The sequence below is a fragment of the Paraburkholderia sp. J67 genome, assembly GCF_905220265.1.
GTDB lineage: Bacteria > Pseudomonadota > Gammaproteobacteria > Burkholderiales > Burkholderiaceae > Paraburkholderia.
In genome coordinates this window covers 1-25,948 of sequence record NZ_CAJMZK010000001.1, presented here as the reverse complement: position 1 = coordinate 25,948, position 25,948 = coordinate 1, and the positions used below count along the sequence as shown (strand labels likewise).

At 63.6% G+C, this 25,948-nt stretch carries 26 protein-coding genes; 6 read left to right on the top strand and 20 right to left on the bottom strand.

Features of this window, described 5'->3' with window-relative positions; genetic code table 11:
* Positions 1–139 precede the first annotated feature (139 nt).
* Complete coding sequence (locus U5782_RS00130) at positions 140–1,363, bottom strand: YbfB/YjiJ family MFS transporter (RefSeq protein ID WP_322041839.1); 1,224 nt, start codon at positions 1,361–1,363, stop codon at positions 140–142.
* Here U5782_RS00130 and U5782_RS00125 point away from each other — a divergent pair.
* Positions 1,351–1,563 (top strand): hypothetical protein, encoded by a 213-nt coding sequence (locus U5782_RS00125; protein WP_322042546.1) that lies wholly within the window; start codon positions 1,351–1,353, stop codon positions 1,561–1,563. The two genes, U5782_RS00130 and U5782_RS00125, sit on opposite strands and share 13 nt — an antisense overlap.
* Before the next feature lie 114 nt (positions 1,564–1,677).
* On the opposite strand, the gene U5782_RS00120 is transcribed toward U5782_RS00125, so the two are convergent.
* The 4 genes from U5782_RS00120 to U5782_RS00105 form a co-directional block, all read right to left on the bottom strand.
* Positions 1,678–1,842 (bottom strand): DUF1328 family protein, encoded by a 165-nt coding sequence (locus U5782_RS00120; RefSeq protein ID WP_322041838.1) that lies wholly within the window; start codon positions 1,840–1,842, stop codon positions 1,678–1,680.
* A 171-nt stretch (positions 1,843–2,013) separates the two neighbouring features.
* On the bottom strand, positions 2,014–2,304 hold the full coding sequence (locus U5782_RS00115) for a DUF1488 domain-containing protein (protein ID WP_322041837.1): 291 nt from the start codon (positions 2,302–2,304) through the stop codon (positions 2,014–2,016).
* Positions 2,305–2,539: 235 nt separating this feature from the next.
* On the bottom strand, positions 2,540–3,421 hold the full coding sequence (locus tag U5782_RS00110; protein ID WP_322041836.1) for an alpha/beta hydrolase family protein: 882 nt from the start codon (positions 3,419–3,421) through the stop codon (positions 2,540–2,542).
* Between the two features lie 146 nt (positions 3,422–3,567).
* Positions 3,568–3,894, bottom strand: coding sequence for a hypothetical protein (locus U5782_RS00105; protein ID WP_322041835.1), 327 nt, complete (start codon positions 3,892–3,894; stop codon positions 3,568–3,570).
* Between the two features lie 297 nt (positions 3,895–4,191).
* On the opposite strand from U5782_RS00105, the gene U5782_RS00100 reads away from it, so the two are divergent.
* Positions 4,192–4,632, top strand: coding sequence for a hypothetical protein (locus U5782_RS00100; protein WP_322041834.1), 441 nt, complete (start codon positions 4,192–4,194; stop codon positions 4,630–4,632).
* A gap of 101 nt (positions 4,633–4,733) precedes the next feature.
* Here U5782_RS00100 and U5782_RS00095 read toward each other — a convergent pair whose 3' ends face one another.
* The 7 genes from U5782_RS00095 to rhaM form a co-directional block, all read right to left on the bottom strand.
* The gene (locus U5782_RS00095) at positions 4,734–6,266 is read right to left on the bottom strand and encodes a methyl-accepting chemotaxis protein (protein WP_322041833.1); all 1,533 of its coding nucleotides are present in this window, start codon (positions 6,264–6,266) and stop codon (positions 4,734–4,736) included.
* Positions 6,267–6,595: 329 nt separating this feature from the next.
* Positions 6,596–7,603 (bottom strand): rhamnose ABC transporter substrate-binding protein, encoded by a 1,008-nt coding sequence (rhaS, locus tag U5782_RS00090; protein WP_322041832.1) that lies wholly within the window; start codon positions 7,601–7,603, stop codon positions 6,596–6,598.
* A 116-nt stretch (positions 7,604–7,719) separates the two neighbouring features.
* Complete coding sequence (locus tag U5782_RS00085) at positions 7,720–8,730, bottom strand: ABC transporter permease (RefSeq protein WP_322041831.1); 1,011 nt, start codon at positions 8,728–8,730, stop codon at positions 7,720–7,722.
* The gene (locus tag U5782_RS00080; protein ID WP_415914215.1) at positions 8,723–9,778 is read right to left on the bottom strand and encodes an ABC transporter permease; all 1,056 of its coding nucleotides are present in this window, start codon (positions 9,776–9,778) and stop codon (positions 8,723–8,725) included. Before U5782_RS00080 ends, U5782_RS00085 begins: the two co-directional genes overlap by 8 nt.
* Positions 9,775–11,295, bottom strand: coding sequence for a sugar ABC transporter ATP-binding protein (locus U5782_RS00075; protein WP_322042500.1), 1,521 nt, complete (start codon positions 11,293–11,295; stop codon positions 9,775–9,777). The genes U5782_RS00080 and U5782_RS00075 overlap by 4 nt, the downstream gene beginning before the upstream one ends.
* Before the next feature lie 68 nt (positions 11,296–11,363).
* Positions 11,364–12,251 (bottom strand): amidohydrolase family protein, encoded by an 888-nt coding sequence (locus tag U5782_RS00070; RefSeq protein ID WP_322041830.1) that lies wholly within the window; start codon positions 12,249–12,251, stop codon positions 11,364–11,366.
* A 20-nt stretch (positions 12,252–12,271) separates the two neighbouring features.
* On the bottom strand, positions 12,272–12,586 hold the full coding sequence (gene rhaM / locus U5782_RS00065; RefSeq protein WP_322041829.1) for an L-rhamnose mutarotase: 315 nt from the start codon (positions 12,584–12,586) through the stop codon (positions 12,272–12,274).
* A gap of 181 nt (positions 12,587–12,767) precedes the next feature.
* On the opposite strand from rhaM, the gene U5782_RS00060 reads away from it, so the two are divergent.
* Positions 12,768–13,751: a LysR family transcriptional regulator gene (locus tag U5782_RS00060; RefSeq protein WP_322041828.1), complete on the top strand. Its 984-nt coding sequence runs from the start codon at positions 12,768–12,770 to the stop codon at positions 13,749–13,751.
* Positions 13,752–13,763: 12 nt separating this feature from the next.
* Here the strand turns inward: U5782_RS00060 and U5782_RS00055 are convergent, their stop codons facing one another.
* From U5782_RS00055 to U5782_RS00030, 6 genes are all read right to left on the bottom strand, one after another.
* A complete protein-coding gene (locus U5782_RS00055) occupies positions 13,764–14,546 on the bottom strand; it encodes an SDR family NAD(P)-dependent oxidoreductase (protein WP_322041827.1) in 783 nt (260 codons plus the stop codon).
* Between the two features lie 31 nt (positions 14,547–14,577).
* On the bottom strand, positions 14,578–15,756 hold the full coding sequence (gene rhmD / locus U5782_RS00050; protein ID WP_322041826.1) for an L-rhamnonate dehydratase: 1,179 nt from the start codon (positions 15,754–15,756) through the stop codon (positions 14,578–14,580).
* 54 nt (positions 15,757–15,810) lie between these two features.
* The gene (locus tag U5782_RS00045) at positions 15,811–17,166 is read right to left on the bottom strand and encodes an MFS transporter (protein ID WP_415914214.1); all 1,356 of its coding nucleotides are present in this window, start codon (positions 17,164–17,166) and stop codon (positions 15,811–15,813) included.
* 89 nt (positions 17,167–17,255) lie between these two features.
* Positions 17,256–18,008, bottom strand: coding sequence for an SDR family NAD(P)-dependent oxidoreductase (locus U5782_RS00040; protein ID WP_322041825.1), 753 nt, complete (start codon positions 18,006–18,008; stop codon positions 17,256–17,258).
* Positions 18,009–18,021: 13 nt separating this feature from the next.
* Positions 18,022–18,879: a fumarylacetoacetate hydrolase family protein gene (locus U5782_RS00035; protein WP_322041824.1), complete on the bottom strand. Its 858-nt coding sequence runs from the start codon at positions 18,877–18,879 to the stop codon at positions 18,022–18,024.
* Between the two features lie 234 nt (positions 18,880–19,113).
* The gene (locus U5782_RS00030; protein WP_322041823.1) at positions 19,114–21,399 is read right to left on the bottom strand and encodes an NADP-dependent malic enzyme; all 2,286 of its coding nucleotides are present in this window, start codon (positions 21,397–21,399) and stop codon (positions 19,114–19,116) included.
* Between the two features lie 195 nt (positions 21,400–21,594).
* Between U5782_RS00030 and U5782_RS00025 the strand changes: the two genes are divergently transcribed.
* Positions 21,595–22,560 carry a LysR family transcriptional regulator gene (locus U5782_RS00025; RefSeq protein ID WP_322041822.1) on the top strand — a complete coding sequence of 322 codons (966 nt, stop codon included), beginning with the start codon at positions 21,595–21,597 and terminating at the stop codon, positions 22,558–22,560.
* Positions 22,561–22,619: 59 nt separating this feature from the next.
* On the opposite strand, the gene U5782_RS00020 is transcribed toward U5782_RS00025, so the two are convergent.
* Entirely contained in the window at positions 22,620–23,438 is an 819-nt protein-coding gene (locus tag U5782_RS00020) for a DinB family protein (protein ID WP_322041821.1), read from the bottom strand.
* Positions 23,439–23,498: 60 nt separating this feature from the next.
* Between U5782_RS00020 and U5782_RS00015 the strand changes: the two genes are divergently transcribed.
* Positions 23,499–23,792 carry an addiction module antidote protein gene (locus U5782_RS00015; protein ID WP_322041820.1) on the top strand — a complete coding sequence of 98 codons (294 nt, stop codon included), beginning with the start codon at positions 23,499–23,501 and terminating at the stop codon, positions 23,790–23,792.
* Between the two features lie 99 nt (positions 23,793–23,891).
* Here the strand turns inward: U5782_RS00015 and U5782_RS00010 are convergent, their stop codons facing one another.
* Positions 23,892–24,218, bottom strand: coding sequence for a helix-turn-helix domain-containing protein (locus tag U5782_RS00010; protein ID WP_322041819.1), 327 nt, complete (start codon positions 24,216–24,218; stop codon positions 23,892–23,894).
* 198 nt (positions 24,219–24,416) lie between these two features.
* On the opposite strand from U5782_RS00010, the gene U5782_RS00005 reads away from it, so the two are divergent.
* Complete coding sequence (locus U5782_RS00005) at positions 24,417–25,538, top strand: NADH:flavin oxidoreductase (RefSeq protein ID WP_322041818.1); 1,122 nt, start codon at positions 24,417–24,419, stop codon at positions 25,536–25,538.
* The last annotated feature ends 410 nt before the right edge of the window (positions 25,539–25,948 follow it).

Genomic DNA, 25,948 nt, shown 5'->3' with positions numbered 1-25,948 from the left:
ATCGCCATGATCGATGGCGATGACGCCCGCATTTCGTCGGATCAATCGATGAGGCCCGCACACGCCTCGAATAAACGAAAACGCCCGCTTGCACGAGGCACGCGGGCGTTTCAAGGAACGGAACAAATAACAGGGGCGCTTAAGTCCGGCGTTTGCTTGCAAACAAATCCACCAGGAACGCGAGCATCAACGCAACCGCACCGCACGTGAAGATCAGCGCATAGTTCTCATGCGTGTGCGAGAACAGATACGAATATCCATAACCACCCAGCGCCTGGAACAGCGCGAAGGCCGTGGTCGCGCGGCTCCATGCAGCGCGCTGTTCCAGATGATCGTGCGGAATCAGTTCGTGGATACGGCCGAGCGCAAGCGGCACGACGCCAGGCGTGAACGCGCCGAGTATCAACGTAGCCGCAACGATCGCCATAGCATTGCTCGACAGTGCGAGCAGCGCCACGCCAACCGCCTGCATCAGGAGTGCGAACCGCCATGTCAAACGAAAGCCGATGCGATCCGCCACCTGCCCGCACAGGATCGGCCCGGCAATCGCAGCAATACCGTACAGCACCCAGATATGTGCGCCGTGAGCCGCGCCTTGACCAAGACCGCGCGCCACGTAATCGACCAGCAGCACCATTGCGGGCACGAGACCGAGCGCATTCGCGGCGTACTGACCGTACAGCACGCGCAGTGCTGCCGTCGGTTGCGCATGGCCGTGATGCCCGCTGGCCGAAGCCGGCGCAATCGATGCCACGGGCGCATCGGCGCGCGGCCAGCCCAGCCAGCTGATGGCCGTGAGCAGCAAGGCGATGGCGCCAAGACCCATCCACGTCACGCGCAGGCCATAGTGGAGAAACCAGGGAATCACCGTGCCCGACGCGGCAATGCCCAGACCCAGGCCCAGAAAGATCATGCCGCTCACGAAGCCGCGTCGCACTGCAGGCACGTGCGGCAGGATCGACGTGGCCACGAGCACCATGATCGCGCCGCCCGCCACGCCGGAGACGAGCCGCCAGCCGAAAAACCAGCTGACCGAAAGTGGAAACGCGCAGGCAAAAAATGCCAGTGTGACCATCGCCATGAGCGCGCGCAGCGCGTGACGATTGCCGAGCCGATGCGCAATCGGACGGCCGAGCAGCGCGCCCAGCAGATAGCCCGCGAAATTCGCCGCGCCGAGTGTGACGGCCTGCGAAGACGTGAACCAGTGCGCCTGAATGAGCGCCGGAATCAGCGGCGTGTACGCAAAGCGCGCAAGGCCGATGGCAACGAAACTGCCGCATAGCCCGGCGAGCGTCGCAAAGAGCGCCTGCGCATCGAGGCGGTTCGGCGTGTTTACGCCGAGAGTGGACGGTGTCGCTGACATGTTTGCTTTCCTCGCTTTTCTATATCAACCGATACATTACTGCGCATTCTATATCGATTGAAATAAAACGCAAGCGTTGCGCGCAGCGAAAAATCGACAGGGTGGTCTATGTCTGCCCGGTGCAGGCCTGCGCCACCACGGGCGCGGCGCTGCGTGTGGATGGGCGTGTGGATGGCGGCGTGGTGGACACGATCGCCTGAATTCGATACGGCATCCTTATCGAATCATGCAAACGAAAAAGCGGCCCGCGCCATCGAGCGCGGGCCGCTTTTTTGCGGCCGTGAAACTGGGAACGTCCGCCGGGGTCGTCCGCTTTAGCCGCGACGCACGACACCCATGAGCAAGGTGACGAGAAATACCACGAGAAAGATGAAGAACAGGATCTTGGCAATCGAAGCCGCGCCCGCCGCGATACCACCGAAACCGAACACTGCGGCGATGATCGCGATGATGAAGAAAATGACAGCGTATTGAAGCATGACGTCCTCCAGTCTCCGGTTGACTCCGGGTTAAATTCAGGCGCCGCGTGCACGCGGCATGTAAAAAGAGGAGCGAGAGCTCGATGGCGAGGATCACGCCAGACAGCGCGCCTTCAGCCGCCCCCGCTCCTGCGCCAAGCAAAATCCCACACGATTGCGCAGCCTCGGTACTCAGTGCGTCGTATCGTCAAGAAGCGGTGCCCGGAACCAGCCGCTACGCAGCACCACCCCGCCGCCCGTCTGCTCGATGGCGCGCGTGCAGGCTGCACGAATACGTGCCTGTCCGCGTGCGAATGCCTCGCGCAATGGCGCTTCTAACGCCGATGGCGAGCCGAAATGATCTTCGAGCGCCTCGGCGGTAATCGAGCAGTCGAGCAACTGACCGTCCACCTCGGCGACGAAGTGCATCTGCAAATTCGCACCGTCGAACTGCGGTGGCTCGTTGCGATAGTGGATATTCATGTCGGCATCCTCGTTTCAGTCCTTGAGCAAGCGCGATGCCTGGGTTGGATGAACACGGATGGATCAACATCGGCGCCGCGCGAATGCCATCGCCAGCGCAAGCGATGTGCCACGCAAGTGGCGACCCGGAAGAGAAGAAAGAGAAGGGAAAGATGGATAGCAAACGGCCCGCATTGCGCGGGCCGGATCGACATTCAGAACACCGTTATTCAGTCATACGAAACGTGACTGAAGATCACGCCTGATGCATCGGCGCATGCCAGCCGTTGTGCTGGAACGAGGTCGCGAAAAACAGCACCTGATAGCGGATCGCATTCGACCAGTACGACCACGTATGGCCGCCGGGGCGTTCCGCGTAGTCGTGCGGCACGCCCAGCGCGATGAGCTTTTCGTGCAACGCCCGATTCGACTGAACAAAGAAGTCGCTTACGCCGCAATCGATCGTCAGCGCGATATGCGCATGCTCGAAGCTATCCGCGCCTTCGACGATCGCGTTACGGGTCCAGAAGTCGGCATGATGAGCAGGATTGCCGAACACCCGGTCGATCCCGGGCTCGTCCTCGCAATTGCGCGGATCGACGGCGCCGCTGATGCTGCCCGCCGCGCCAAACGCCTCGGGATGATCGAGCGCGATGCGCAGCGCGCCGAAGCCGCCCATGCTCAGCCCCGTGATCGCACGCGTCTGGCGCGTGGCGAGCGTGCGGAAATGCGTGTCGACGTACGACACGACCTCGGTGCCCACATAGGTTTCGTAGCGGCTCGCCGTGTCGAACGGGCTGTCGATGTACCAGCTCTCGTGGCCGCCGTCGGGCATCACGAGCATCACGTGATAACGGTCAGCAAGCTTGCCGATCTGCGTGTTCGAGGTCCAGTCGGCATAGTTGCCGCCCGAGCCGTGCAGCACGTAGATCACCGGATAGCGCGCCGTGCCGCTGCCGCGCGCGTAGTCGTCGGGCAGCACCACGGTCGCGTCGAACGAGCGGTGCATGGCGGCGCTCGGGATCGAGACGATGCGCGTCTGGAACGCCCAGGCGGGGGCGGCAAGAAGCAGCGCGAAAAGAGGCGTCAGAAGCAACGCGAAAAACTTGAAGGGCCGGAACGCGCAGGCTGTCTGCATGAGTTGGTCGCTCTTGTTTTAACTGCCATGAAAGGCACGACGCCTGCGACGACTCTAACAAGGGCCACTTACAACCAAATTTCTATGAACCCTACGGCTTCCTTCACGCGTTTCCCTATCTTGTCAGCTACGCCACCCCGATTCGATTAGTCCCCATTACGCCGTCGCCGCCGCAGGCGCCCTTCCGGTTCACCGTCGTGTAGCAGCCCTTTCTGACGCGGCGTCAGCGGATCGCTCAGACACGGTTCGGCATCCAGATCCTGCTCGAAGCGCTCCCAGATGCCCGCCGGCGTGTTGGCGGAGCCCACGCGCGTGCCGATCATCTGGCGCACCTGGTTTGCGCGCCGGATCGTCGAGCGCAGCCGGTGTATCTCCCAGAGCAGCCGCAGGACGACGGGCAACGGATGCTGGTCGTAGATGTCGGCAAGCTCTGCCGCCGTGAGCGGCGGGAAATGACGATGATTCCGTCCCATGATTGCGTCCTGCTTTCCGGTCCATTCGCTACGCTGGGTACTGTATATATATACAGGTTAGCACACGTAGGAATCGTCCTGGAAGATGTAGGAAACAGGGGGGGTCGAGTACGCAATAGGGGCAGATGAACCCTGATTGACGGGATTTTTGCAATCTCCGCAATGCGCTCTCGCAAGATGCCGAAGGTTTGGGATCATTTTGTTACACCTCTTACCCAGAGCGCTTTCCTCCGTTACAGAAGCCTTTCAGATCGCCCGTTATACTCAGCGCCATCTTAAAAATGAATGGGCGTCTCCATGTCGAAGAAATTCCTCCCGATGGTTGCGATTGCGGCGCTGGCCGCCGCGGTTTCGTTGCCCGCCATGGCCGGCGACATGAACAACGCGCTGGGCGGCGCGCTCGGCGGTGTGGCCGGCGCGGCGCTGGGTGGCGCGGTGGGCGGCAGCACGGGTGCCGTGATTGGGGGTGCGGTGGGTGGCGGCGCCGGTGGCGCGGTCACGTCGAACCGTCGTGAGCGTACGGGCGCCATCGTGGGCGGCGCGCTGGGCGGCGGCGCGGGTGCCGCGGCAGGCAATGCGATGGGCGGCCGTACCGGCGGCCTGGTCGGCGCGGCTCTGGGCGGCGGCGCAGGTTCGGCGCTGGGCGGCAATATCTCGCGCTCGAACTCCTACGCCGACGACTACTCGCGCGGCAGCCGCGGACGTCACCACCACGGCAAGCGTCATCACTGGGATTAAGCGGCAAGCGTTGCTGAACGCTCGCGCTGAAGCAAAAACGGCACGGTTGATATCCGTGCCGTTTTTGTTTTTACGCAGCGCTTTCTGCGCCGATCCTCGAATCAGGCGAGCCTGAACACGCCCACGGCTTCGCGCAACTCATTGGCCTGCTCCGCAAGCGCATGCGCCGCGGCCGACGCTTCCTCGACGAGCGCCGCATTGTGCTGCGTCACCTCGTCCATCTGCGTGACGGCCACATTCACCTGCTCGATGCCGGTGCTCTGCTCCTGCGAGGCGGTGGAGATTTCGTCGACGATTACCGTCACGCGCTGCACCGCGTCCACCATTTCGCCGATCACGTTGCCCGCATCGTTCACGAGCGCGGAGCCCGTATCGATACGCTGCGCCGACGCCTCGATCAGCGCCTTGATCTCCTTCGCCGCCGCGCCGCTGCGCTGCGCGAGCGTGCGCACTTCCGAGGCCACGACCGCGAAGCCGCGCCCTTCCTCACCCGCGCGCGCGGCCTCGACCGCCGCGTTGAGCGCGAGAATATTGGTCTGGAACGCAATGCTGTCGATCACGGCGATGATGTCGACGATCTCACCGGAGCTGGACGCGATGCCACGCATCATGGCGACCACTTCGGCCATCAGGTCCTTGCCGCGCACCGCCGTGCCCGCCGCATCGCCCGCCAGTTGTGCGGCCTGTTTCGCGTTGTGCGCATTCTGGCGCACCGTGGCCGTGAGTTCCTCCATGCTGGCCGCAGTCTCTTCGAGCGAGGCGGCCTGATCTTCCGTGCGCGCCGACAGCCCGAGATTGCCCGCCGCGATTTCGCCGCTCGCCGACGCCACGCCTTGCGCATGGATGCGCACCTGGCTCACGACACCCGACAGGCTCGACTGCATGCTTTTGAGTGCGTCGAGCAGCATGGCGGTTTCGTCGCGGCCACCGGCTTCGGCACGCACCTCATAAGCGAGATCGCCCTGCGCCACCGCCTGGGTGCATGCGAGCGCACGCGCGAGCGGCTTCGTCACCGTGCGGCTGAAAAACCAGGCACCCGTCATCGAAACGCCGAGCGCCACGATCATCAGCAGCGCGCTCAGCAGCGTCGCACGATGCGCTTCATCCGCCGCTTGCGCCGACACCGCAGCACTTTGCGCGGCGATCTTGTGTGCGGCTTCGTCGAGCAGCGCGGCCGGCGCGCGATCGACGCCCGCCACCGCCTGATCGCCCGCCGACGGCTCGAAGCCCGCCGCCTTGAAGGCCGCGAGCCCGGCGCGATAACCCTGCCCCATCGTCGTATGCGCCGTGGCGAAGCGATCGATCAGATCGCGGCTCTCGCCATCGGGCAGGCTCGACTTGAGTTGCTGCGCGAGCGCATCCACTTCGCGTTCGCGCGTCTCGAATGCGGACCAGTGCTTGTCCAGCATGGCCGGATCCTTGCCGCGCAACAGCGTGTCCTTCCACTCCTGCACCTGCACCTTGAAGGCAAGCAGCGTGGCCATCACGGCACGCTCGTTGGCCACGCTGTTTTGCACCGTGGTGCCATAGACGTTCAGTGACTGGTTCAACGAATAGATTCCGTAGAACGCGCCCGCGAACATCAGCAGGAGCGCCGCCGCGAAGGCGAGCGGAATCTTCAGGGTCAACTTCATCGTCATTTCCTTGCGGTTGGCTTGCGCGGTATCGGCGCGAAGTGCGCGGGGGGTTATACGCGGAATCAGCGTGGGAACAAGCGGTGGGAGCCAGATAGCAGGCCCGCGAGGCTATGGCCTCGCCATGCTATCGGCATATGCGCGCAAAACTGAAGGGCAAGAAAAGACTGTTTTTATCGAGCGATTTAATCAGACGAAAGCACTTGTCATAAAGCGCAATAAATAGAAAGACCCGCGGATTAAGAGCCCCCAAAAAAACGGCCCGGATTAACCGGGCCGTGATTATTCTGCATACCAAATGAAAACGATTTCGTGATCGTCCAGACAGACTAGAAGTTGAAGTTGTCGATGTTCGAAGCATCGAACGTCGTGGGCGGCCCGAGAATCACCTCGCCGCTCTTGCCGATGGTGCGCTTGCCCAGCTTGCCGGCGTCGAACGATTCGCCCTCCTTGCCGCTGATGGTGCCCGACGCGAGATTCGCTGCGGCGTACGCGGCGAGATAGCCCAATGCACCCGGATCCCACAACTGGAACGCCTTGACCGTGCCGTTCTTCACGAATGCGCGCATCTGGTTCGGCGTGCCCAGGCCCGTCACGGCCACCTTGCCCTTGCTCGACGACGACGAGATATAGCGCGCCGCCGCCGCAATGCCTACCGATGTCGGCGCAACGATGGCCTTCAGGTTCGGATACGCCTGCAGCAGACCTTGCGTTTCGACGAAAGACTTCTGGTCGTCGTCGTTGCCATAGGCGATCTTCACGAGCTTCATCTTCGCGTACTCGGGCTTCTTCAGTTCCTCCTGCATCCACTTGATCCAGGTGTTCTGATTGGTCGCGTTGGGCGTGGCGGAAAGAATCGCGAACTCGCCTTCGTTGTTCATCAGCTTGGCCACGAGTTGAATCTGGCCGCGCCCAATGCTTTCCGCGTTAGCCTGATTCACGAAAATCTGGCGGCCATCGGGTGCCGTATCCGAGTCGAAAGTCACGACCTTGATGCCCTGCGCCATCGCACGCTTCAGATAGGGCACGAGCGCGTTCGCGTCGTTGGCCGCGATCACGATGGCATCCTGATGCTGCGTGGTGAGCGTGTTGATGTACGAGACCTGCGAGGACGCGCCCGCATCGGATGGCCCGACCACCTTGCCGTCGCCCTTGAATTCCTTGATGGCGTCCATGCCGCCGTTGTCGGCGATCACTTCGTAGGGGTTGTTGATCTGCTTCGGCACGAAGGCGATCTTCAGGCCCTCCTTGATACCGGCGGCCTGCGCGGACAGGCCCGCGCCCAACAGCATGGCGCACAGCAGCGCCGTGCACGCGTGACGGACTGGCTTCATCATGAATGTGTCTCCTCGATAGGAGGCCCGGCATGCGCACCGGGCCGATTGACGGCTTTTTTACCGCTTTCTTGCTTCTTTGCAGCCTGCTTTTTGATTGCGTGTGGCTTCCCTGCGTTTCAAGTTGCAGTGCGCGCGAGCGCGCGCCGGTCGCGCAGCGTGCGCCAGCGCGCCGCAAGATTAGGAATGAGCACCGAGGCGAGCAGCAACGCGCCCGTCACGATGGTGAGCGTTTCGCTCGATACGTCCGCGAGCGTGAGCGCATTCTTGAGCACGCCCACGATCAGCAGCGAGAGCAGCACGCCATACATCGAGCCACGTCCGCCGAAAATGCTCACACCACCGAACAGCACCGCCGCGATGACGGAAAGCTCGAAGCCTTCGCCGTTATCGCCACGTGCGCTCGTGAAGCGCAGCGTATAGACGATGCCGGCAAGCGCGCTCATCACGCCCGAGAGCACGAACAGACGCAGCTTGACCCTGGCGACGTCGATGCCCGAGAACGATGCGGCCGTGCTGTTCGCGCCGATCGCAAAGAGGCTGCGTCCGAACGCCGTGGCCTGCAACAGCAGCGTGAACACCACGGCGCAGGCGGCAACGATCAGGAACGGCAGCGGAATAAACGTACTGCCGAGATTGCTCATGCCGAACAACGTATAGGCCGGTGGAAAATCGGCAATCGCCTGGTCGCCGAGCAGCACGTACGCGAGACCGCGAAACAGCGCGAGCGTGCCGATGGTGACCGCCAGCGACGGCAGATTGAGCTTGACGATCACGAGGCCGTTGAAGAGGCCCGCGAGACTGCCTGCCACCAGCACCAGCGCCATTGCAAGCGGCATCGGCACGCCCATGTGCCAGAGCACGCCCAGCAGCGCGCTCGACGCACCTAGGACCGAGGCCACCGACAGATCGATCTCGGCGGCGACGATGATGAGCGTCATCGGCAACGCCATCAGCGCGACTTCGGTGAGGTCGGCGAGCACATTGCTCAGGTTCGCGCCCGTGAGAAAGACGTTGGACAGCACGCGCCCCACCACGAGCGAGAGCACGAGAATCACCACGAGCAAGGTCTCCCAGGTGAGCGGCAGACCGGCGCGGCGCGTGAGCAAGGCGGAATCGGGTTTAGCCATGATCGCGTTTCCTCATCATGCGTTTGGCGACAGAGCGGGCCAGCAGCGTGTCGGCGGTAATGGCCGCGACGATCAACGCGCCTTGAATGGCCTGCTCCCAGAACGGCGAAACGTGCAACACCACCAGCGCGATGCTGATGACGCCCAGTACCAGCGCGCCGAGCGTCGCGCCGAGTATCGTGCCCACGCCACCCGTAATCGCCACGCTGCCCACCACGGCGGCGGCCACGACCTGAAGCTCGATGCCCTTCGCGGTACTCGCATCGACGGTCCCGAAACGCGCGAGCCACAAGGCGCCCGCCAGTCCCGCGATAGCGCCGCTGATGACGAAGCCCACGGCCACGCGGCGCTCGACGTTGATGCCCGCCAGCCGCGCGGCCTCGGGGTTCGAGCCGATAGCGTAGTACTCGCGGCCCGGCCTGAACTGCTTGAGATAGACCGAAAGCGCGGCCAGCAGCACGATCGCGATCAGCGCCAGCACCGGGACGCCCAGCACCACGCCAGTGGCGAGCCGCGAGAACGCATCGGGCAGACTCGTGGCATTGATCTGCCCGCCGTGGACCCACGCATAATCTGCACCCCGAAAGATATAGAGCGTCGACAACGTAGCGACCAGCGAGGGCACGCGTCCCACCGCCACGAGCAGCGCATTGATCGACCCGGCGACCATACCGATCGCAAGCCCTGCCACCAGTGCCACGATCACCGGCATTTGCGGAAACGCCACATACAGACTGCCCACCGCGTACGCGCTGATACCGACCGTCGAGCCAATCGAAAGGTCGATGTGCCGCATCAGGATCACGATCGTCATGCCCGCCGTGAGCAAGCTAACGATCGAGACATTGAGCAGCACGTCGCGCAGATTCTGAAGATTGAGGAACTGCGGACGCGCCAGCGCCGTGCCGCCCACGATCAGCAGCAGCACCACGAACAGCGTGGTCTCGCGGCTTTTCGCCAGCGTCTGCACGAACGCACCCGCGCTGCGCCGCTGCACGTGCGGTTCGCCGCCGTGCAACGAAGGAGGTGAAGTGGAATGACCCATCATGCTGCGTGCCCCAGATGAATGTTGGCCTGACCGAGCGCGGCGCTCATGATGCGCTCCTCGTTGGCGTCGGCGCGCGCGATATCGGCGGTAATGCGGCCTTCGTGCATCACCAGCACACGATCGGCCATGCCCAGCACTTCGGGCAGTTCGCTCGATATCATCAGCACCGCCATGCCCTCGCGCACGAGTTCGGCAAGCGCGCCGTAGACTTCGGCTTTCGCGCCCACGTCGATCCCGCGCGTGGGTTCGTCGATGATCAGCACCTTCGGCCCCGTCGCGAGCCATTTGCCGAGCACCACTTTCTGCTGGTTGCCGCCCGAGAGCGTGCCGACCGGTGCGTTCAGATCGCTCGCCTTCAGGCGCAGGCGCGTGCCCCACTGCCCCGCAAGCTGCACTTCACGCCCAGCGGAAATCAGGCCGAAGCGCACGAGACGGCCCAGCACCGTGAGCGACGCATTTCGCGCGATGCTCAATTCGAGCGCGAGCCCTTGCTGACGCCGGTCTTCCGGCACGAGTGCGAGCCCCGCCTTCACCGCCCGCGCGGGCTGCCCCATCGCGAGCGCCTTGCCCGCCACCTGCACCTGGCCCGCATCGCACGGATCGATGCCGAAGATCGCCCGCGCTACCTCGCTGCGCCCCGCGCCAACGAGGCCCGCCAGCGCCACGATCTCGCCCGCGCGCACGTCGAAGGCGATGTCCTTGAACACGCCGCGCCGCGTGAGGCCGCGCACACGCAGCATCACCTCGCCGGGCTTCACGTCGGCCTTCGGATAGAAGGTAGCGAGGTCGCGCCCCACCATGCGCGCGACGATCTCCTGAGTCGTGAGCGTGGCCGTGGGCGCATCGAACACCTTGGCGCCATCGCGCATGATGGTCACGTGCTGCGTGAGCGCGAACACTTCTTCGAGCCGGTGCGTGATGAAGAGGACCGCCACACCGCTATCGCGCAACTTGCGCGCGATCGTGAAGAGCCGCTCGACTTCGGGCAGCGAGAGCGCTGCGGTGGGTTCGTCCATGACGAGCACGTTGGCATTGAGCGACAAAGCCTTCGCGATCTCGATCACTTGCTGGTCGGCGATGGAAAGACCGCGCACCAGCCGTTCGGCCTTGAGATCGACGCCAAGCGAAGCGAGCAGCGCCGCCACTTCACGATGCATCGTGTCGTAGTCGATACGGCCGAGCCGGTCTACGGGTTGACGTCCCATGAAGATGTTCTCGGCGATCGAAAGATCGAAGAACAACGTCGGCTCCTGATAGATCACCGCAATGCCCGCATCGCGTGCCTGCGCGGGCGCGGCGAACTGTTGCTCGACGCCGTCGATCAGCAATTCGCCGCCATCGGGACGATGCACGCCCGCGAGAATTTTCACGAGCGTCGACTTGCCCGCTCCATTTTCGCCGAGCAGCGCATGCACCTCGCCGGGTCTGAGCACGAGCGTGCCGTCCACCAGCGCGCGCACGCGCCCGAACGACTTGCTGGCCCGCCGCAGCTCGAGACGCGGCACGCTCCCGGCCATTGCTTTCGATTCCACGCGTGTCTCCTTGTTCGTTGCGCCCGCAATCTTCCCGCGCAGGCGCTGGATCGCTAGATACGATAGATGCGCTCGGCATTACCACGAAACAGCGCAGCGTGTTCGCTCTCGCTCGCGCCGCTCACGATGGCGGCATATGCGTGCCACAACTGCGCGTAGCCGCCAAACTGCCGATCCACCGGAAAATTCGAAGCGAACATGGCGCGCGACACGCCGAATGCGTCGATCGCCTCGAGCACATAAGGACGCAGACTCTCCACTGTCCATGCGTGGTCGAACATCGCCAGACCACTGATCTTCACCGACACGTTCGGGCAGGCAGCGAGCACACGCAAGCCGTCGCGCCAGGCACGCCAGCCTTGCACGCTGTTGCGATCGACGAACATGCCCGCATGATTCACGATGAGCGCCACGCCGGGATGCGCACGCGCAAGCGCCGCGGCCTCTTCCATCTGCGCTGGATAGAGTTGCAGATCGAACGACAGTCCATGCTGTTCGAGCAGCGCGAAATGCTTGCGCCACGTTGCGTCGCGCATGTAATGGCGGCTCACGTAGTCGTAGAGCGGATTCGCGTGCACGTTGAGAATTTGCCGGATGCCGCGCGTACGCCCAAAAGCTGCGTGCGCCGCGAGAATCTCCGGTGCGTTCTGCGCGCTCAGATCAGCAGCCGCGACGATGGCGTTGGGAAGACCCTTGCCCGCATCGGCGATCGATTCGAGCCAGCGCGTTTCCTCCACCGGATCGACCGGATCGTGGTTCGCTTCTACGTGCACGACCTTGAGTACCTCGATATCGCCCGCTTCGCGCAACAGATCGTCAGGCAGATAGTTATGCTTGAGATCGCGTGCATCGCCCACGAAGGACGTGCCTGGATTGGCGAGCCAGGGATAGTGATGCGTATCGAGATCCCAGAAATGGACGTGCGGATCGACCACCTGCATGGTGTGCTCCTCGGAACGAATCAGGGAAGATGAAACACGGGCACGAGCGGCTTTGTCATGGGCACGTTGCCCTCGCCGGTCGCCATGATGTCGGCCATGTAATCCCACCATTTGCGCATCACGGCGGTTTCGGGCAGGCGGTCCATCGTGTGATCGTCGCGCCGCTTGAGCACCGCGAAGAGCGCATGCGTGCTTTCGTCGAGAAAGATCCAGTAATCGCTCACGCCTGCTTCGTGCAGCGCGCTAGCCAGCTCCGGCCAGATTTCGCGATGACGCCGCTCGTATTCGTCCCGCTTGCCGGGATCGAGCTGCATGCGAAACGCAACTGTTTCCATGATCGTGTCTCCGTCCAGCCTGGTTGCTGCGTTTTATGGCGCTTGAGCCTGGCGTTTGCCCTGGCGTGCGCGTACGTATTCACATGGTTTTGCAGCGATTCGAACGACTATAATTCCCGCATCGATAGCCAACCAATCCGTTGTTGGGATCGGGCGATACATAAACCGGATCGCAGGACTCATGAACCATCAGACCGCTGTCGTTTCGCTCGTCAATCGTCTCAAGTTCAAGCATCTCGCCCTGCTCGTCGCGCTCGACGACGCCCGCAACGTCCATCAGGCCGCCGACGCCATCAACGTCGCCCAGCCCAGCGCAAGCCGCATGCTCAGCGACATCGAAGAAGCCTTTGGCTTCCGTCTCTTCGAGCGCAACGCGCGCGGCATGCAGCCTACGGCGCTAGGCGTGGTCACGCTGGCTTACGCGCGCCGCGCGCTGTCCGACCTCACGCGCTTTGCCGAAGATCTCGACGTGAAGCGGCGCGGCGGTCACGGCCAGCTCACCGTGGGCGCCATCATGGGCGCTGCGCCCGATCTGCTGGCGCAAGCGGTGGCCACGCTCAAGACCGAACGTCCGCTGCTGCATGTGCGCATCCTCGGCGAGACCAGCGATCAGGTCGTGCAGTTGCTGCATCGCCGCGAAGTCGATCTCGCACTCGGTCGCCTCACCACGCCCTTGCAGCACAACGATTTCAGTTTCGAACCGCTCGCACGCGAAACGCTGGTGCTGGTGGTGCGTGTGCGTCATCCGCTCGCGCGCCGCGAGCAAGTCACGCTCGCCGAGCTGATGGACTGGCCGTGGGTCGCGCAGCCCATCGCAAGCCCCGCGCGCGAACTCTTCGAAGGCGAACTGGCACGCGCAGGACTCGCCACGCCGATGAACCTCACGGAATCGGCCTCCATCTTCGCCACCCTGCAACTGCTCGAAAGTTTCGACGCCGTCGCTATGCTGCCGGAGTCGGTCGTGCGCGATCACGTGCGTGGCAAGCTGCTCACGGTGCTGCCGCTCGAGATCGGCAAGAGCCTGCCGGGCTTCGGCGTGCTCACGCGCAAGGGCGAAGCGCTCGCCGAACCCGCCGAGCATTTCGTCGGCCTGCTGCGCCGCTTTTCGCAGCCCTTCAAGCCCGACGATGTCGTGCGCGACGTGAGGCTGACCGCTCATTCGTGAGTCCTTAGTGATTCATTGCAGGTTGACGAACAGGCCGCCGTCCACCAGCAAGGCCGCGCCCGTCACATAACGCGCGCGGTCGGACGCCAGAAACACCACGCAATCGGCCACGTCTTCCGGTGCGCCCAGCCGCCCGAGCGGAATGCGCTTCTCGAAGTACGCGCGCTTCTCTTCGTCGGCGAGATCTTCGGCGTTGAGGTCGGTGGCGATGGTGCCCGGCATCACCGAATTGCAGCGGATGCCGTAAGGCCCGAGCGCGATCGCACACGACTGCATCAGCGAATGCACGCCCGCCTTGGTGGGCGTGTAGTGCGTCTGCATGCCGCCGCCCACCAGCGCGCTGATCGAACTGGTCGCGACGATCGCGCCGCCCGTGCCCTGCTCCTTCATCTGCCGCGCCACCGCCTGCGTGACGTAGAACGCGCCGTTCAGATTCACGCCGATGGTGCGTTCGAGCACCGCTGGCGGCATGTCCAGAAACGAATGGAACGGACAGATGCCTGCATTGCTCGCCAGTACGTCGACGCGGCCGAATTGCTCGACGGTCTGCCGCACCAGATCGACGCCCGTCTGCGGCGCGGCTACGTTGCCTTCCACGGCGATCGCGCGACGCCCTAGCCTCTCGATCTCGTCGAGCACTTCGCCAATGGCCGAGCGTCGGCCATACGACGCGTCGTTATCGCCCCAGTAGTTGATCGCGACGTTCGCGCCTTCGCGCGCGCACGCGACCGCAATGGCGCGCCCAATGCCGCGCGATCCGCCGGTGACGATCACCACCTTATCCTTGAGCAGCACGATGCTTCCTCCTGAGCGATGTCGATGCGCTTTAGTGTGTATAGGGACGCGCGAGCTTGCAGTCCGGGTTCAGACGCACGCCAAAGCCCGGCGTGTCCGGCACCTTCATGCGGCCTTTCACGGGCACCGGTTCGTCGAGCAGCAGCGGCGTGAACATCGGCACGACTTCATCGGCCTTGGGCGCCATCATCAGGAACTCCGCGAACGGCGAGTTATGGCGCGTGACCACGAAGTGATAGCTGTACACCGAGGAACCGTGCGGCACGACCAGCGTGTTGTGCGCGTCCGCGAGCGCGGAAATCTTGATGAGCTCCGTCATGCCGCCGCACCAGTTCACGTCCGGCTGGATCAGATCGCAGCAGCCCATTTCCAGCAGCATGCGAAAGCCCCAGCGCGTGGCCTCGTGCTCGCCCGTCGACACCATCATGCCGCGCGGCACGTTGCGGCGCAGTTCGGCATAGCCCCAATAGTCGTCGGGCGGCAGGCATTCTTCGATCCACTTGAGGCCGTACTCGTTCGCGGCTTCGGCCAGACGCGTGGCGTAACGCACGTCCAGGCTCATCCAGCAGTCGTACATGAGCCAGAAGTCGTCGCCCACGCGCTCGCGCATGGTGGCGAGCAACTCGATGTTCTTTCTGAGGCCCTCCTCACCTTCGGCGGGACCGTGCAGCAAGGGCAATTTGCCGCCGATAAAACCCATCTCCTTGGCGAGATCGGGTCGCGCGCCGGTGGCGTAGAACACCAGTTCGTCGCGCACGGGGCCGCCCAGCAGTTGATAGACCGGCTCCTCGCGCAGTTTGCCCAGCAGGTCCCACAGCGCGAGATCGACGCCCGAGATGGTATTGAGCACCACGCCCTTGCGGCCGTAATAGAGCGTGGCGTAGTACATCTGATCCCAGATCTTTTCCAGATCCGTCACGCGCTGTCCTTCGAGAAAACGCGCGAGATGCTTTTCGACGATGAACGCGCCAATCTCGCCGCCCGTCGTGACCGCGAAACCGACCGTGCCGTCGCTCGCCTCCACTTCGACGACGAGCGTGCCCAGCACGTCGATACCGAACGAGCGGCGACTCTGGCGATACTCGGGATAACGCGCCATCGGCGTCGAGATATGATCGTCGATCCAGTGCCCGTCGGGCTGATCGTGATAGTCCGCGCCGCCGCCGCGCACGGTGAAGGCGCGCACGTGTTTGATGGTAGGCATGGCCATGAATGCTTGCTCCTGAAAGTGAGTGTGCTCGACGCGATTTAGACGGTGCGTTATTCAGCGCGCGCCATCGGCGTGCTGTTCGAAGGCGGACGGACGACGCGCGCCGCTGCGCGGCACGACGATGAAAACGAGCGCCGCCGCGGCGAGGCTGGCGAACCCCAGTAATTCGAGGCCCGCCGCATGCGAGCCGAAATGCCGATCGGCGGCGGCGCGCAGCAGCGGCGCGATAAAGCCGCCAAGACCGCCCAGTGAGTTGATCAGCGCGATGCCGCTCGCCGACGCCGCGCCCGCGAGATGGCGCGCCGGAAAGGTCCAGAAAAGCGGCTGCGCCGCGATGAAACCGCTGGCCGCGCAGCACAGCCCGAACATGGCCACGAGCGGCGCACCCAGATCGCCCGCCAGACCTGAGACTGCGATACCCAGACCCGAAAGCACGAGGAGCCGGATCGTCCAGGCGCGATGACTGCCCTTGCGATCGGCGCGGCGCGGTACGAACCACGTCAGCGCGATCGCGCACAACCAGGGCACGGCGGCGAGCAGCCCAACTTTCAGTCCCACTGCCGTGCCGGCCAGCGAAGCCACCTGCTGCGGCAGAAAGAAAATCACGCCATAGACGCTCATCTGGATCAGCGCGTAGATCGCCGCATAGACCAGTACACGCCGATCGACCAGTGCCGCGAACGCGTCGCGCGGGCCATGCGCTGCGGCCTCGCCCGCATCGACTCGTAGCGCCGTCGCCAGGGCGCGGCGCTCATCGGTATCGAGCCAGTGCGCGTCGTCAGGCCGGTCGGTCAGATACCAGAATGCCCAGATGCCGACCAGCGACGCCAGCCCGCCTTCGACGAGAAACAACCACTTCCAGCCCGCCAGCCCGGCCACGCCATGCATATCGATCAGCAGTCCAGATAATGGTCCGCCGAAGATGAACGCCAACGGCGCGCCGAAGTAAAACACGCCTATCGCGCGGGCGCGTGCCGACTGGGGAAACCACTGGGTGAGGTAATAGATGATGCCGGGAAAGAAGCCGGCCTCCGCCACGCCAAGCAGAAAGCGCAGCGTGTAGAACGACACGGGAGACTGCACCCAGGCCATCGCCGCCGAAATCAGCCCCCACGTCACCATGATGCGGCACATCCAGATACGCGCGCCCACGCGATGCAGCAGCAGATTGCTCGGCACCTCGAATACGGCGTAGCCCACGAAGAAAACGCCCGCGCCAAAGGCAAAGGCCGCGTCAGAAAGCCCCGTATCGTGTTGCAGCGCCTTCTGCGCAAAGCCAATATTCGCGCGATCGAGAAACGCCATCACGTACATCAACAGCAGGAAGGGCAGCAAACGCTGCATGGTCTTGCGGCCCGCACGTTGCAGGGCCTGAGTCGAGTGTGCCGTCTGTGAGGCTTCGTTCGGCATCGATGTCTCCTGTCGATCCCAATGCAGGCGGTCCAGCCGCCTTTTTTATTTCGCCATGCGCCTCGTTGGGCGCATGGCATCGATCCGCTTCAGTACGTCGCGCGACCGCCCGAAAGATCGAACACCGCGCCCGTGCTGAAGGCGCAATCCTCGGAGCACAGCCAGACGATCATCGAAGCTGCTTCATCGGGCATCAGGAAGCGGTTCATCGGGATCTTCGCGAGCATATAGTCGATGTGCTGTTGCGACATCGAATCGAAGATTTCGGTCTTGGCCGCAGCGGGCGTCACGGCATTCACAAGCACGTTCTTCGTCGCCAGTTCCTTGCCGAGCGACTTCGTCAGGCCGATCAACCCCGCCTTCGATGCACTGTAGTGCGAAGCATTGGGATTGCCTTCCTTGCCCGCCACCGACGCAATATTGACGATGCGCCCATAACCCTGCGCGATCATGTGCGGCACGACCGCGCGGCAGGTCAGATAGCTGCCGATCAGGTTCACCTCGATCACGCGGCGCCAGACCTCCACAGGCAACTCCCATGTGAGGCCATTGCCGCCCGTGATGCCCGCGCTATTGACGAGCGCATGGATCGCGCCATGCGTCTGCACCGTCTGCTGCGCGGCGGCTTCGACGGAGGCTTCATCGGTCAGCTCGACCTTCACGGCCGAGACGCTGCCCAACTCCGACAATTCGGCGCGCGAGCGTTCGAGCCGTTCGCTGTCGATGTCCCACAGCGCGACCGCCGCGCCCGAACGCAGCGCACGCTGCGCGATGGCATAACCCAGGCCGCGCGCGCCGCCCGTCACCACCATCACGCGATTCTTCAGATCCAGTTGGTTCATGGTGCCCGCCCCCTCATGCGTCGACCGTCGAAGCGACGGCGCGCTGCTGTTGTTCACCGAGTCCCGTTACGCCAAGACGCATGGTCTGCCCCGCCCGCAGATAGACCGGCTGCGGCTTTTGCCCCATGCCGACGCCGGGCGGCGTGCCCGTCGAGATCACGTCGCCGGGTTGCAGGCTCATGAACTGGCTGATGTAGGAGACACAGGTGGCGACGTCGAAGATCATCGTGCGCGTGTTGCCCTGCTGATAGCGCTTGCCGTCGACTTCGAGCCACATGTCGAGTGTCTGGGGATCGGCGATCTCGTCGCGCGTGACGAGCCAGGGACCGAGCGGCGCGAAGGTGTCGGCGCTCTTGCCCTTGTCCCACTGACCGCCGCGCTCGATCTGCCAGGCGCGTTCGGACACATCGTTGACGATGCAGTAACCGGCCACGTAATCGAGCGCACGTTCGCGCGACACGTAGCGCGCTTCCTTGCCGATCACCACGCCCAGTTCCACTTCCCAATCGACCTTTTGCGCGCCGGTCGGGATCAGCACATCGTCGTGGGGACCGCTGAGGGAACTGGTGGCCTTGAAGAACAGCACGGGTTCGGCGGGCACCGGCATATTGGATTCGGCCGCATGGTCCGAGTAGTTCAGGCCCACGCAGACGATCTTGCCGACATTACCGACGCAAGGCCCGAGCCGCGTACCAGCCGGCACGAGCGGCAGTTGCGCGAGGTCGAGCACGCCGAGCCGGTCGAACGATGCAGCCGAAAGCGCATCGCCCGCGAGATCGGGCAGCACGCCCGAGAGGTCGCGCACACGGCCTTCGCCATCGAGCACGCCAGGCTTTTCCCTACCCTTACTGCCCCATCGGACCAGCTTCATGCGGTGTCTCCTGATATTGGACTTGAGCATTGCTCACCAATATAGGCATGCCGCGATAGCCGGACAATCCGATTGACGCATGGGGCGATAGCAAAAGTGGATCGGGATGCGGGGTGGGTATTCGCTGGCCAGGCGCAAAAGAAAAAAGGCGGCGCCTTTTCAGGTCGCCGCCTTTCTTGACTTCATCACTTCATCACGCGCTCGCGTCTTGCACGCGAGACGTCGTCATCACACTCAATCGCGATTCGCTTGCAGCACCGTCAGCGCCGCCATATTGATGATGCGTCGCACCGTCGAGCTGGAGGTGAGAATGTTCACCGGCGCATTCACGCCCAGCAGGAACGGACCGACCGCCACGTTGCTGCCCGCGCCCGTCTTGAGCAGGTTGTAGGCGATGTTGCCCGAGTCCACGTTCGGGCAAACCAGCAGGTTCGCCGAGCCTTGCAGACGCGAATGCGGCAGGATGCGCTGGCGCAGGCCTTCGTCGAGCGCGCAGTCGCCGTGCATTTCGCCGTCGATTTCCAGATCCGGCGCCTTTTCGGTGACGAGCTTGAGCACTTCGCGCATCTTCGTGCCCGAGGCCGAGCTGCCCGAGCCGAAGTTCGAGCGCGAGAGCAGCGCCACCTTCGGTTGCAGGTTGAGCCATTCCATCTGGCGTGCCGCCGCCAGCGTGAATTCGGCAATCTGCTCGGCGTTCGGGTTGTCGTTGATGTGCGTATCGACGATCGCGACCGTGCGCTTGTCCAGCAGCAGGATGTTCATCGCTGCATAGGTCTTGGCGTTGCGCTGCATGCCGATCGCTTCATCGACGAAACGCAGGTGGTCGTGGTACGCGCCCACCGTGCCGCAGACCATGCCGTCGGCGTCGCCCAGGCGCACCATCATCGCGCCGATCAGCGTCAGGCGGCGGCGCATTTCCACGCGCGCCATTTCCTTCGAGATGCCATCGCGGCAACGCAGATCCCAGTACGTGGTCCAGTATTGATGGAACCGTTCGTCGTACTCAGGATTGGTGACTTCGACGTCTTCGCCCAGCTTCAGACGCAGGCCGAACTTCTCGATGCGCGCCAGCAGCACTTCCGGGCGACCGATCAGGATCGGGCGTGCCAGCTTTTCGTCGACGATCACCTGCACGGCGCGCAGCACGCGCTCTTCCTCGCCTTCCGCGAACACGATGCGCGACTTCGCACCGTCACGCACGAACTGCTTGGCGGCCGCGAAGATCGGCTTCATGAACGCGCCCGAGTGATAGACGAACTGTTGCAACTCGTTCGTGTAGGCGGCGAAGTCGTCGATCGGACGCGTCGCCACGCCGTCTTCCATCGCGGCCTTCGCCACAGCCGGAGCGATACGCACGATCAGACGCGAATCGAACGGCTTCGGAATCAGGTACTTCGGGCCGAAGCGCAGATCGTACGCGCCGTAAGCGGCCGCGACCGAATCATTGAGTTCTTCTTCCGCGAGCTTCGCGATGGCGTGCACGGCCGCAATTTCCATGCGGCGCGTGATGGTCGTTGCGCCCACATCGAGTGCGCCGCGGAAAATGTACGGGAAGCACAGAACGTTGTTGACCTGGTTCGGGAAGTCCGAGCGGCCCGTGGCCAGCACCGCATCCGGGCGCGCTTCGAGCGCGACTTCCGGGAAGATTTCCGGCGTCGGGTTCGCGAGCGCCAGAATCAGCGGCTTCGCGGCCATCTTCTTGACCATCTCGGCCTTGAGCACGCCGCCGGCCGACAGGCCGAGGAACACGTCCGCGTCTTCGATCACTTCGGACAGCGAGCGCGCGGACGTATCCTGCGCGAAGCGCTCCTTGTCCGGGTCCATCAGCGTCGTGCGGCCCTGGAAGACCACGCCGTCGAGGTCCGTGACCCAGATGTTCTTGAGCGGCAGGCCCAGATCGACCATCAGGTCCAGACAGGCCAGCGCCGCTGCGCCCGCGCCCGACGTCACGACCTTGACCTCGGAAATGTCCTTGCCCACGACCTTCAGACCATTAAGGAACGCCGCCGACACCGTGATGGCCGTGCCGTGCTGGTCATCGTGGAAGACGGGAATCTTCATGCGCTCGCGCAGCTTGCGCTCGACCGTGAAGCAGTCCGGGGCCTTGATGTCTTCCAGATTGATGCCGCCGAAGGTAGCTTCGAGGCTCGCGATGATATCGACGAGCTTGTCCGGGTCGCTCTCCGTGACTTCGATGTCGAACACGTCGATGCCCGCGAATTTCTTGAACAGGACCGCCTTACCTTCCATCACCGGCTTGGAGGCCAGCGCGCCGATGTTGCCCAGACCCAGCACCGCCGTGCCGTTCGTGATCACGCCCACCAGATTGCCGCGGCTCGTGTAGCGGAACGAGTTCTGCGGATCGCTGACGATCTCCTCGCAGGCCACGGCCACGCCCGGCGTGTAGGCGAGCGCGAGGTCGCGCTGGGTGACGAGCGGCTTGCTCGCCGTCACCGAGATCTTGCCCGGGGTGGGGAATTCGTGATACTCGAGGGCGGCCTGGCGATCGGTCTGGTTCATGTGCTCACTCTGATGATGGGCCCCGCGCACGGGCGGCGCGGCGGTCATGTTCGAATGAGGCGATTCTAGAGAGCCGTCATAAGCTCCCTATTTTGATTTAGTATGGGGCCATTATTTTTTCATGATGCCTCCCCCAATAGCGCCCCGGCGCGTTGAGGGACACATCGTCCAGTCAGTCTTCCGGATCAGCGGATCGTGTCGTTCAGTATTGAAGAAGTCACCCGGCGCCTCAACTCGCGCCTCAAGATGCGTCACCTGGTGCTGCTGCTGCAGATCCGCCAGCACGGCTCCCTCACGCGCGTGGCCGAGCATATGGCCACGAGCCAGCCCGCCGTGACCAATGCGCTCGCCGAAATGGAGAGCATGTTCGGCGCGCCGCTGTTCGAGCGTTCGTCGCGCGGCATGACGCCCACGCCGCTGGGCAACGTGGTGCTCGCGCGCGCCCAGGCCATGCTGCACGACCTCGACCACCTCGCGCGCGATATCGAAGCCGTGGTCGCCGGCCACGCCACGCGCCTGCATATGGGCGTGATTCCGTTCATCTCGGGGCGCACGCTGGCCGCGGCCATCCGCCTCGCGCAGTCGCGCCTGCCGCAGCGCGTGACCATGACGATCCACGAAGGCACCAGCGACGCGCTGCTGCCGCAACTGCGCGACCACTCGCTGGATCTGGTGATCGGGCGCGCGTCGGCTACCGTCGATGTCACGCAATTGCGCTTCGAGGTGCTGCATCAGCAGACGCCGAGGCTGATCGCCAGCCGGCGGCTCGCGGCCCGGCTCGGACGCAGCAAGGCGAACTGGCAAAAGCTCGCGGAACTCGACTGGATTCTGGGCGCACCCAATACGCCGATCCGCGAGCAGATTTCCGATCTCTTCCTGCACGCGGGCGTGGCCCCGCCCGTGCCCATCATGGAGAGCTATACCTCGCGGCTGATCGGCGAAATGATTGCTGCGAATGAGAACGCCGTCTCCATCGTGCCCGCCGATATCGCCGAGGAACTCGTGCATATCGCGGGCGTGGCGATCGTGCCGTACACCTTCGACTGGACGCTGCCGCCCATCGCGCTCTTCACGCGCGCGGGCGTGCTGCGCGAAGTGGACAGCGTGTTCGGGCAGGCGCTGCGCGAGCTTTATCTGGAAACGGAAGCGGCCCGGCGCTGAGGGGCTTTCGTTTGCGTATGCGTTTGCGTTGGCATTTGGCCGCTTTTCAAGCGGCTTTTTTATGCCTGCGCGACGGGGGCGCTCTCAGGCCCCTTCACGCTCTCCAACAACTCGTGTTCGAGCTCTTCGAGTTCGAGTAAGTGTGTCTTGTCGTGATCGAGCAGTTCGCGCACCAACTCCTCCAGCGTCATGCGACGAACGCCGTCGCGCAGACCGCAGCGCGCCAATTGTTCCGGCGTCAGCCGTTTGAGCGACGCGCACAGACGTTGCCGGTTGGCCGTGAATTCGTCACGCGCCGCCGCTAGATCCTGCGCCATATAGTTGCGCTCCTCGGCGATCGTCGTGCCGTTCACGGATTCGATCAGTGGCAGATCCGACTTGCGCACGACGTCGAAACGCGCGGCAAAAATCGTATCGAGATCGCGCAAGTGGCAGGCGTGCTCCAGCAGCGAAAAGCCCGTACCCTGTGGCCGATGTGCCCAGAGCGCCTGCGGCACGCGGGCGACGAGCGCCGCGAACCGCTCGGGCAGCGCGGCGAGCGCGTCGATCACGCCCGCGAACGGCAGGCTCACCGGCTGCGCGCTGAACACCGCGCCGTAGCTGAAGAGCGCGCCGCTCACGCGCCCGCGCGCCTGCACGACTTCGTGGCCGTGGCGGCGCATCACCTCCGCCACCATCGCGCCGCAAAATTGCCGCGCCGTGGCGTCCTGCTCGATTTCGGGGAACTTGAGGGCGATTTCGTCGACGATGGCGGCAACTGCGGCGACGCCGACGCGCGAGAGTACGGCGTATTCGGCATAGCGCTGTGGCGCGTCGATCAGGGCTTCTAGCTGGCTGGCTAGTGCGGTGGCGCGGAAACGGTCGAAGCGGGAGTGCATGGGAATTGACCTTACGGGCGAATTTGTAACGTATCAAAATGATACGTTAACAATACACCCGTGCGCAAGGATTTGTCTTTCGAATGTGCATACCTCGAAAACGAGGGAACGATCCGCCACAATCTGGCAGCAGCCTTTGAGGAAGGCGCCCCTCGCCTGATTCAGGCCGCACTGGGAAACGTTGCTAAAGCCCGAGGCATGACGGCGCTGGCGCGCGACTCTGTCGTCGAGCGTGAGGCGCTGTATCGTGCGCTATCCGAAAGCGGCAATGCCGAATTCGCGACGATCATGAAAGTCGTCCATGCACTTGGCTTGAATCTGACGATCGCACGCTCAACTCATCAGCATTCCTGACAATTATCCGAGATATGCGAGGCGAACTCGGCCTTTGGAGCGCGAAGATAGCTTTACACAACGCACCCCAACGCCCGCAACAAAACTGAAACCGCTGCTCTACCCCGCGCTTTCCATCCGCGCATCGAACTCCGCACGCGCCGCGTCCACCGCCGCCATATTGCGCAGCGTCCATCCGTATAGCGCCTTGAACGGCGCCTGCAACGAGCGCCCGAGCGGCGTGATTTCATACTCGACCGCAACCGGCGAAACGGGAATCACCCGGCGCGACACCAGCCCATTACGCTCCAGCCGACGCAGACACTGCGTAAGCGCCTTCTGCGTGACACCTTCCAGATGGCGCTTGATCGCGTTAAAGCGCATGGGCCCGCCATCGAGCACGGTCAGGATCATCATCGACCACTTGTCGGCGATCTGATCAAACAACAACCGGCTGGGACAATTCACAGAAAAATGCTCACGACATTCGTACATGGTTTCCTCAAAGATACCTGGGCGAAACAAAGTGCGTTATTGACGTCTGGTATCCGGAATATACCATTCGTGGTGCGGCTGAATTCCCACGGATTTCGCCCTGCTCATTCCGATTCAACCCGATTCAATCGACACGGAGCCCATTTTTCCATGCCGTCGTTTTCGTCCGATATCCTGTTCCAGCCTTTCACCGTCGGCTCGCTGACCTTGCCCAACCGCATCGTCATGGCGCCGATGACGCGTTCGTTCACGTCCGAGGGCATTCCCGGCCCGCACAACGCCGCTTACTACCGCCGTCGCGCCGAAGGCGGCGTGGGCCTGATCCTCTCCGAAGGCACGGTCGTCAACCGGCCCGCCTCGCGCAACGATCCGGGCATCCCGTTCTTCCACGGCGACCAGGCGCTGTCGGGCTGGCAGCATGTGATCGACGAGGTGCATGCGGCAGGCGGCAAGATGGGCCCGCAACTCTGGCACACGGGCGCGGTCAAGAGTTTCATCAGCGACTGGACGCCCGATGCGCCGGTCGAAAGTCCGTCGGGCTTCGATGCGCCGGGCGTGGAGCGCGGCGTCGCGATGACGGACGCCGATATCGCCGATACCATCGCGGCCTTCGCCCAGGCCGCGGCCGATGCGAAACGCCTTGGCTTCGACACGATCGAGCTGCACGGTGCGCACGGTTATCTGATCGACCAGTTCTTCTGGTCCGGCAGCAACCGGCGTGACGATCGCTATGGCGGCCCGAGCATCGGCGAGCGCGCGCGCTTTGCCGCTGAGATCGTCGCCGCCGTGCGTGCGGCGGTGGGCCCGGATTTCCCGATCGTCATCCGCCTGAGCCAGTGGAAGCAGCAGGACTACAAGGCCCGTCTCGCGCACACGCCGCAGGAAATGGCCCAATGGCTCAAACCGCTCGTCGCGGCGGGCGCCAATGTGCTGCATTGTTCGCAGCGGCGCTTCTGGGAGCCGGAATTCCCGGAAGTCGATGGCGAGTCGGGTCTGAATTTCGCGGGCTGGGCTAAAAAGCTGACTGGCGCGGCGACCATCAGCGTGGGCTCGGTTGGTCTTTCGGGTGAGTTCATGGCGGCGTTCGGTGGCGAGAGTTCGACCAGCGTCGGCCTCGATAGCCTGCTCGAACGTATGGAGCGCGATGAGTTCGATCTGATCGCGGTGGGCCGTGCGCTGCTGTCCGATTCTCACTGGGTCGCCAAGGTGCGTGACGGCGATGTGGACGGCTTGCGCGGTTTCGAGCCGGCGGCGCTGCGCGAACTCGTCTGAGTAACGAGTCCGCGTTCGAAGCAGGTTAGGTTAGGCTTGGCGGGGCATGCGTGAGCGGCCCCGTCGGCCCCGGGTTTGGCGGACAAATCATCACCCCTCCAATTTACTTCGCCATCCTTATCTAATTACAGCAGTTCCAGCGATCCGGCGCCATGCCGGTGCCCAACCAGCTCGTCCCGACCCTTCCCCCGCACGTTATCGTCCCCCGCAGCCTTCCTCGAGATTTTCAGCGAACAGACTATCCGCAAAAAATGGATAGTGAAGCTCGAGTAGTCGGATAGCGCCTGCGCGCCGCCCGGGCTCTAATGTCCCTGAGCCGAGCAACAACGCTTTTGACGTCAGTGTCTCAACGTCATTCCGTGGGCTTGAACCAAACCATCCAGCGCCCCACTTCCGCCATGAGCCTCTGC

Coding starts and splice junctions, on each gene's coding strand:
- U5782_RS00130 (WP_322041839.1), bottom strand. CDS start 1,363: ATGTCAGCGACACCGTCCACTCTCGGCGTAAACACGCCGAACCGCCTC.
- U5782_RS00120 (WP_322041838.1), bottom strand. CDS start 1,842: ATGCTTCAATACGCTGTCATTTTCTTCATCATCGCGATCATCGCCGCA.
- U5782_RS00115 (WP_322041837.1), bottom strand. CDS start 2,304: ATGAATATCCACTATCGCAACGAGCCACCGCAGTTCGACGGTGCGAAT.
- U5782_RS00110 (WP_322041836.1), bottom strand. CDS start 3,421: ATGCAGACAGCCTGCGCGTTCCGGCCCTTCAAGTTTTTCGCGTTGCTT.
- U5782_RS00105 (WP_322041835.1), bottom strand. CDS start 3,894: ATGGGACGGAATCATCGTCATTTCCCGCCGCTCACGGCGGCAGAGCTT.
- U5782_RS00100 (WP_322041834.1), top strand. CDS start 4,192: ATGTCGAAGAAATTCCTCCCGATGGTTGCGATTGCGGCGCTGGCCGCC.
- U5782_RS00095 (WP_322041833.1), bottom strand. CDS start 6,266: ATGAAGTTGACCCTGAAGATTCCGCTCGCCTTCGCGGCGGCGCTCCTG.
- rhaS (WP_322041832.1), bottom strand. CDS start 7,603: ATGATGAAGCCAGTCCGTCACGCGTGCACGGCGCTGCTGTGCGCCATG.
- U5782_RS00085 (WP_322041831.1), bottom strand. CDS start 8,730: ATGGCTAAACCCGATTCCGCCTTGCTCACGCGCCGCGCCGGTCTGCCG.
- U5782_RS00080 (WP_415914215.1), bottom strand. CDS start 9,778: ATGATGGGTCATTCCACTTCACCTCCTTCGTTGCACGGCGGCGAACCG.
- U5782_RS00075 (WP_322042500.1), bottom strand. CDS start 11,295: ATGGCCGGGAGCGTGCCGCGTCTCGAGCTGCGGCGGGCCAGCAAGTCG.
- U5782_RS00070 (WP_322041830.1), bottom strand. CDS start 12,251: ATGCAGGTGGTCGATCCGCACGTCCATTTCTGGGATCTCGATACGCAT.
- rhaM (WP_322041829.1), bottom strand. CDS start 12,586: ATGGAAACAGTTGCGTTTCGCATGCAGCTCGATCCCGGCAAGCGGGAC.
- U5782_RS00060 (WP_322041828.1), top strand. CDS start 12,768: ATGAACCATCAGACCGCTGTCGTTTCGCTCGTCAATCGTCTCAAGTTC.
- rhmD (WP_322041826.1), bottom strand. CDS start 15,756: ATGGCCATGCCTACCATCAAACACGTGCGCGCCTTCACCGTGCGCGGC.
- U5782_RS00045 (WP_415914214.1), bottom strand. CDS start 17,166: ATGCCGAACGAAGCCTCACAGACGGCACACTCGACTCAGGCCCTGCAA.
- U5782_RS00040 (WP_322041825.1), bottom strand. CDS start 18,008: ATGAACCAACTGGATCTGAAGAATCGCGTGATGGTGGTGACGGGCGGC.
- U5782_RS00035 (WP_322041824.1), bottom strand. CDS start 18,879: ATGAAGCTGGTCCGATGGGGCAGTAAGGGTAGGGAAAAGCCTGGCGTG.
- U5782_RS00030 (WP_322041823.1), bottom strand. CDS start 21,399: ATGAACCAGACCGATCGCCAGGCCGCCCTCGAGTATCACGAATTCCCC.
- U5782_RS00020 (WP_322041821.1), bottom strand. CDS start 23,438: ATGCACTCCCGCTTCGACCGTTTCCGCGCCACCGCACTAGCCAGCCAG.
- U5782_RS00005 (WP_322041818.1), top strand. CDS start 24,417: ATGCCGTCGTTTTCGTCCGATATCCTGTTCCAGCCTTTCACCGTCGGC.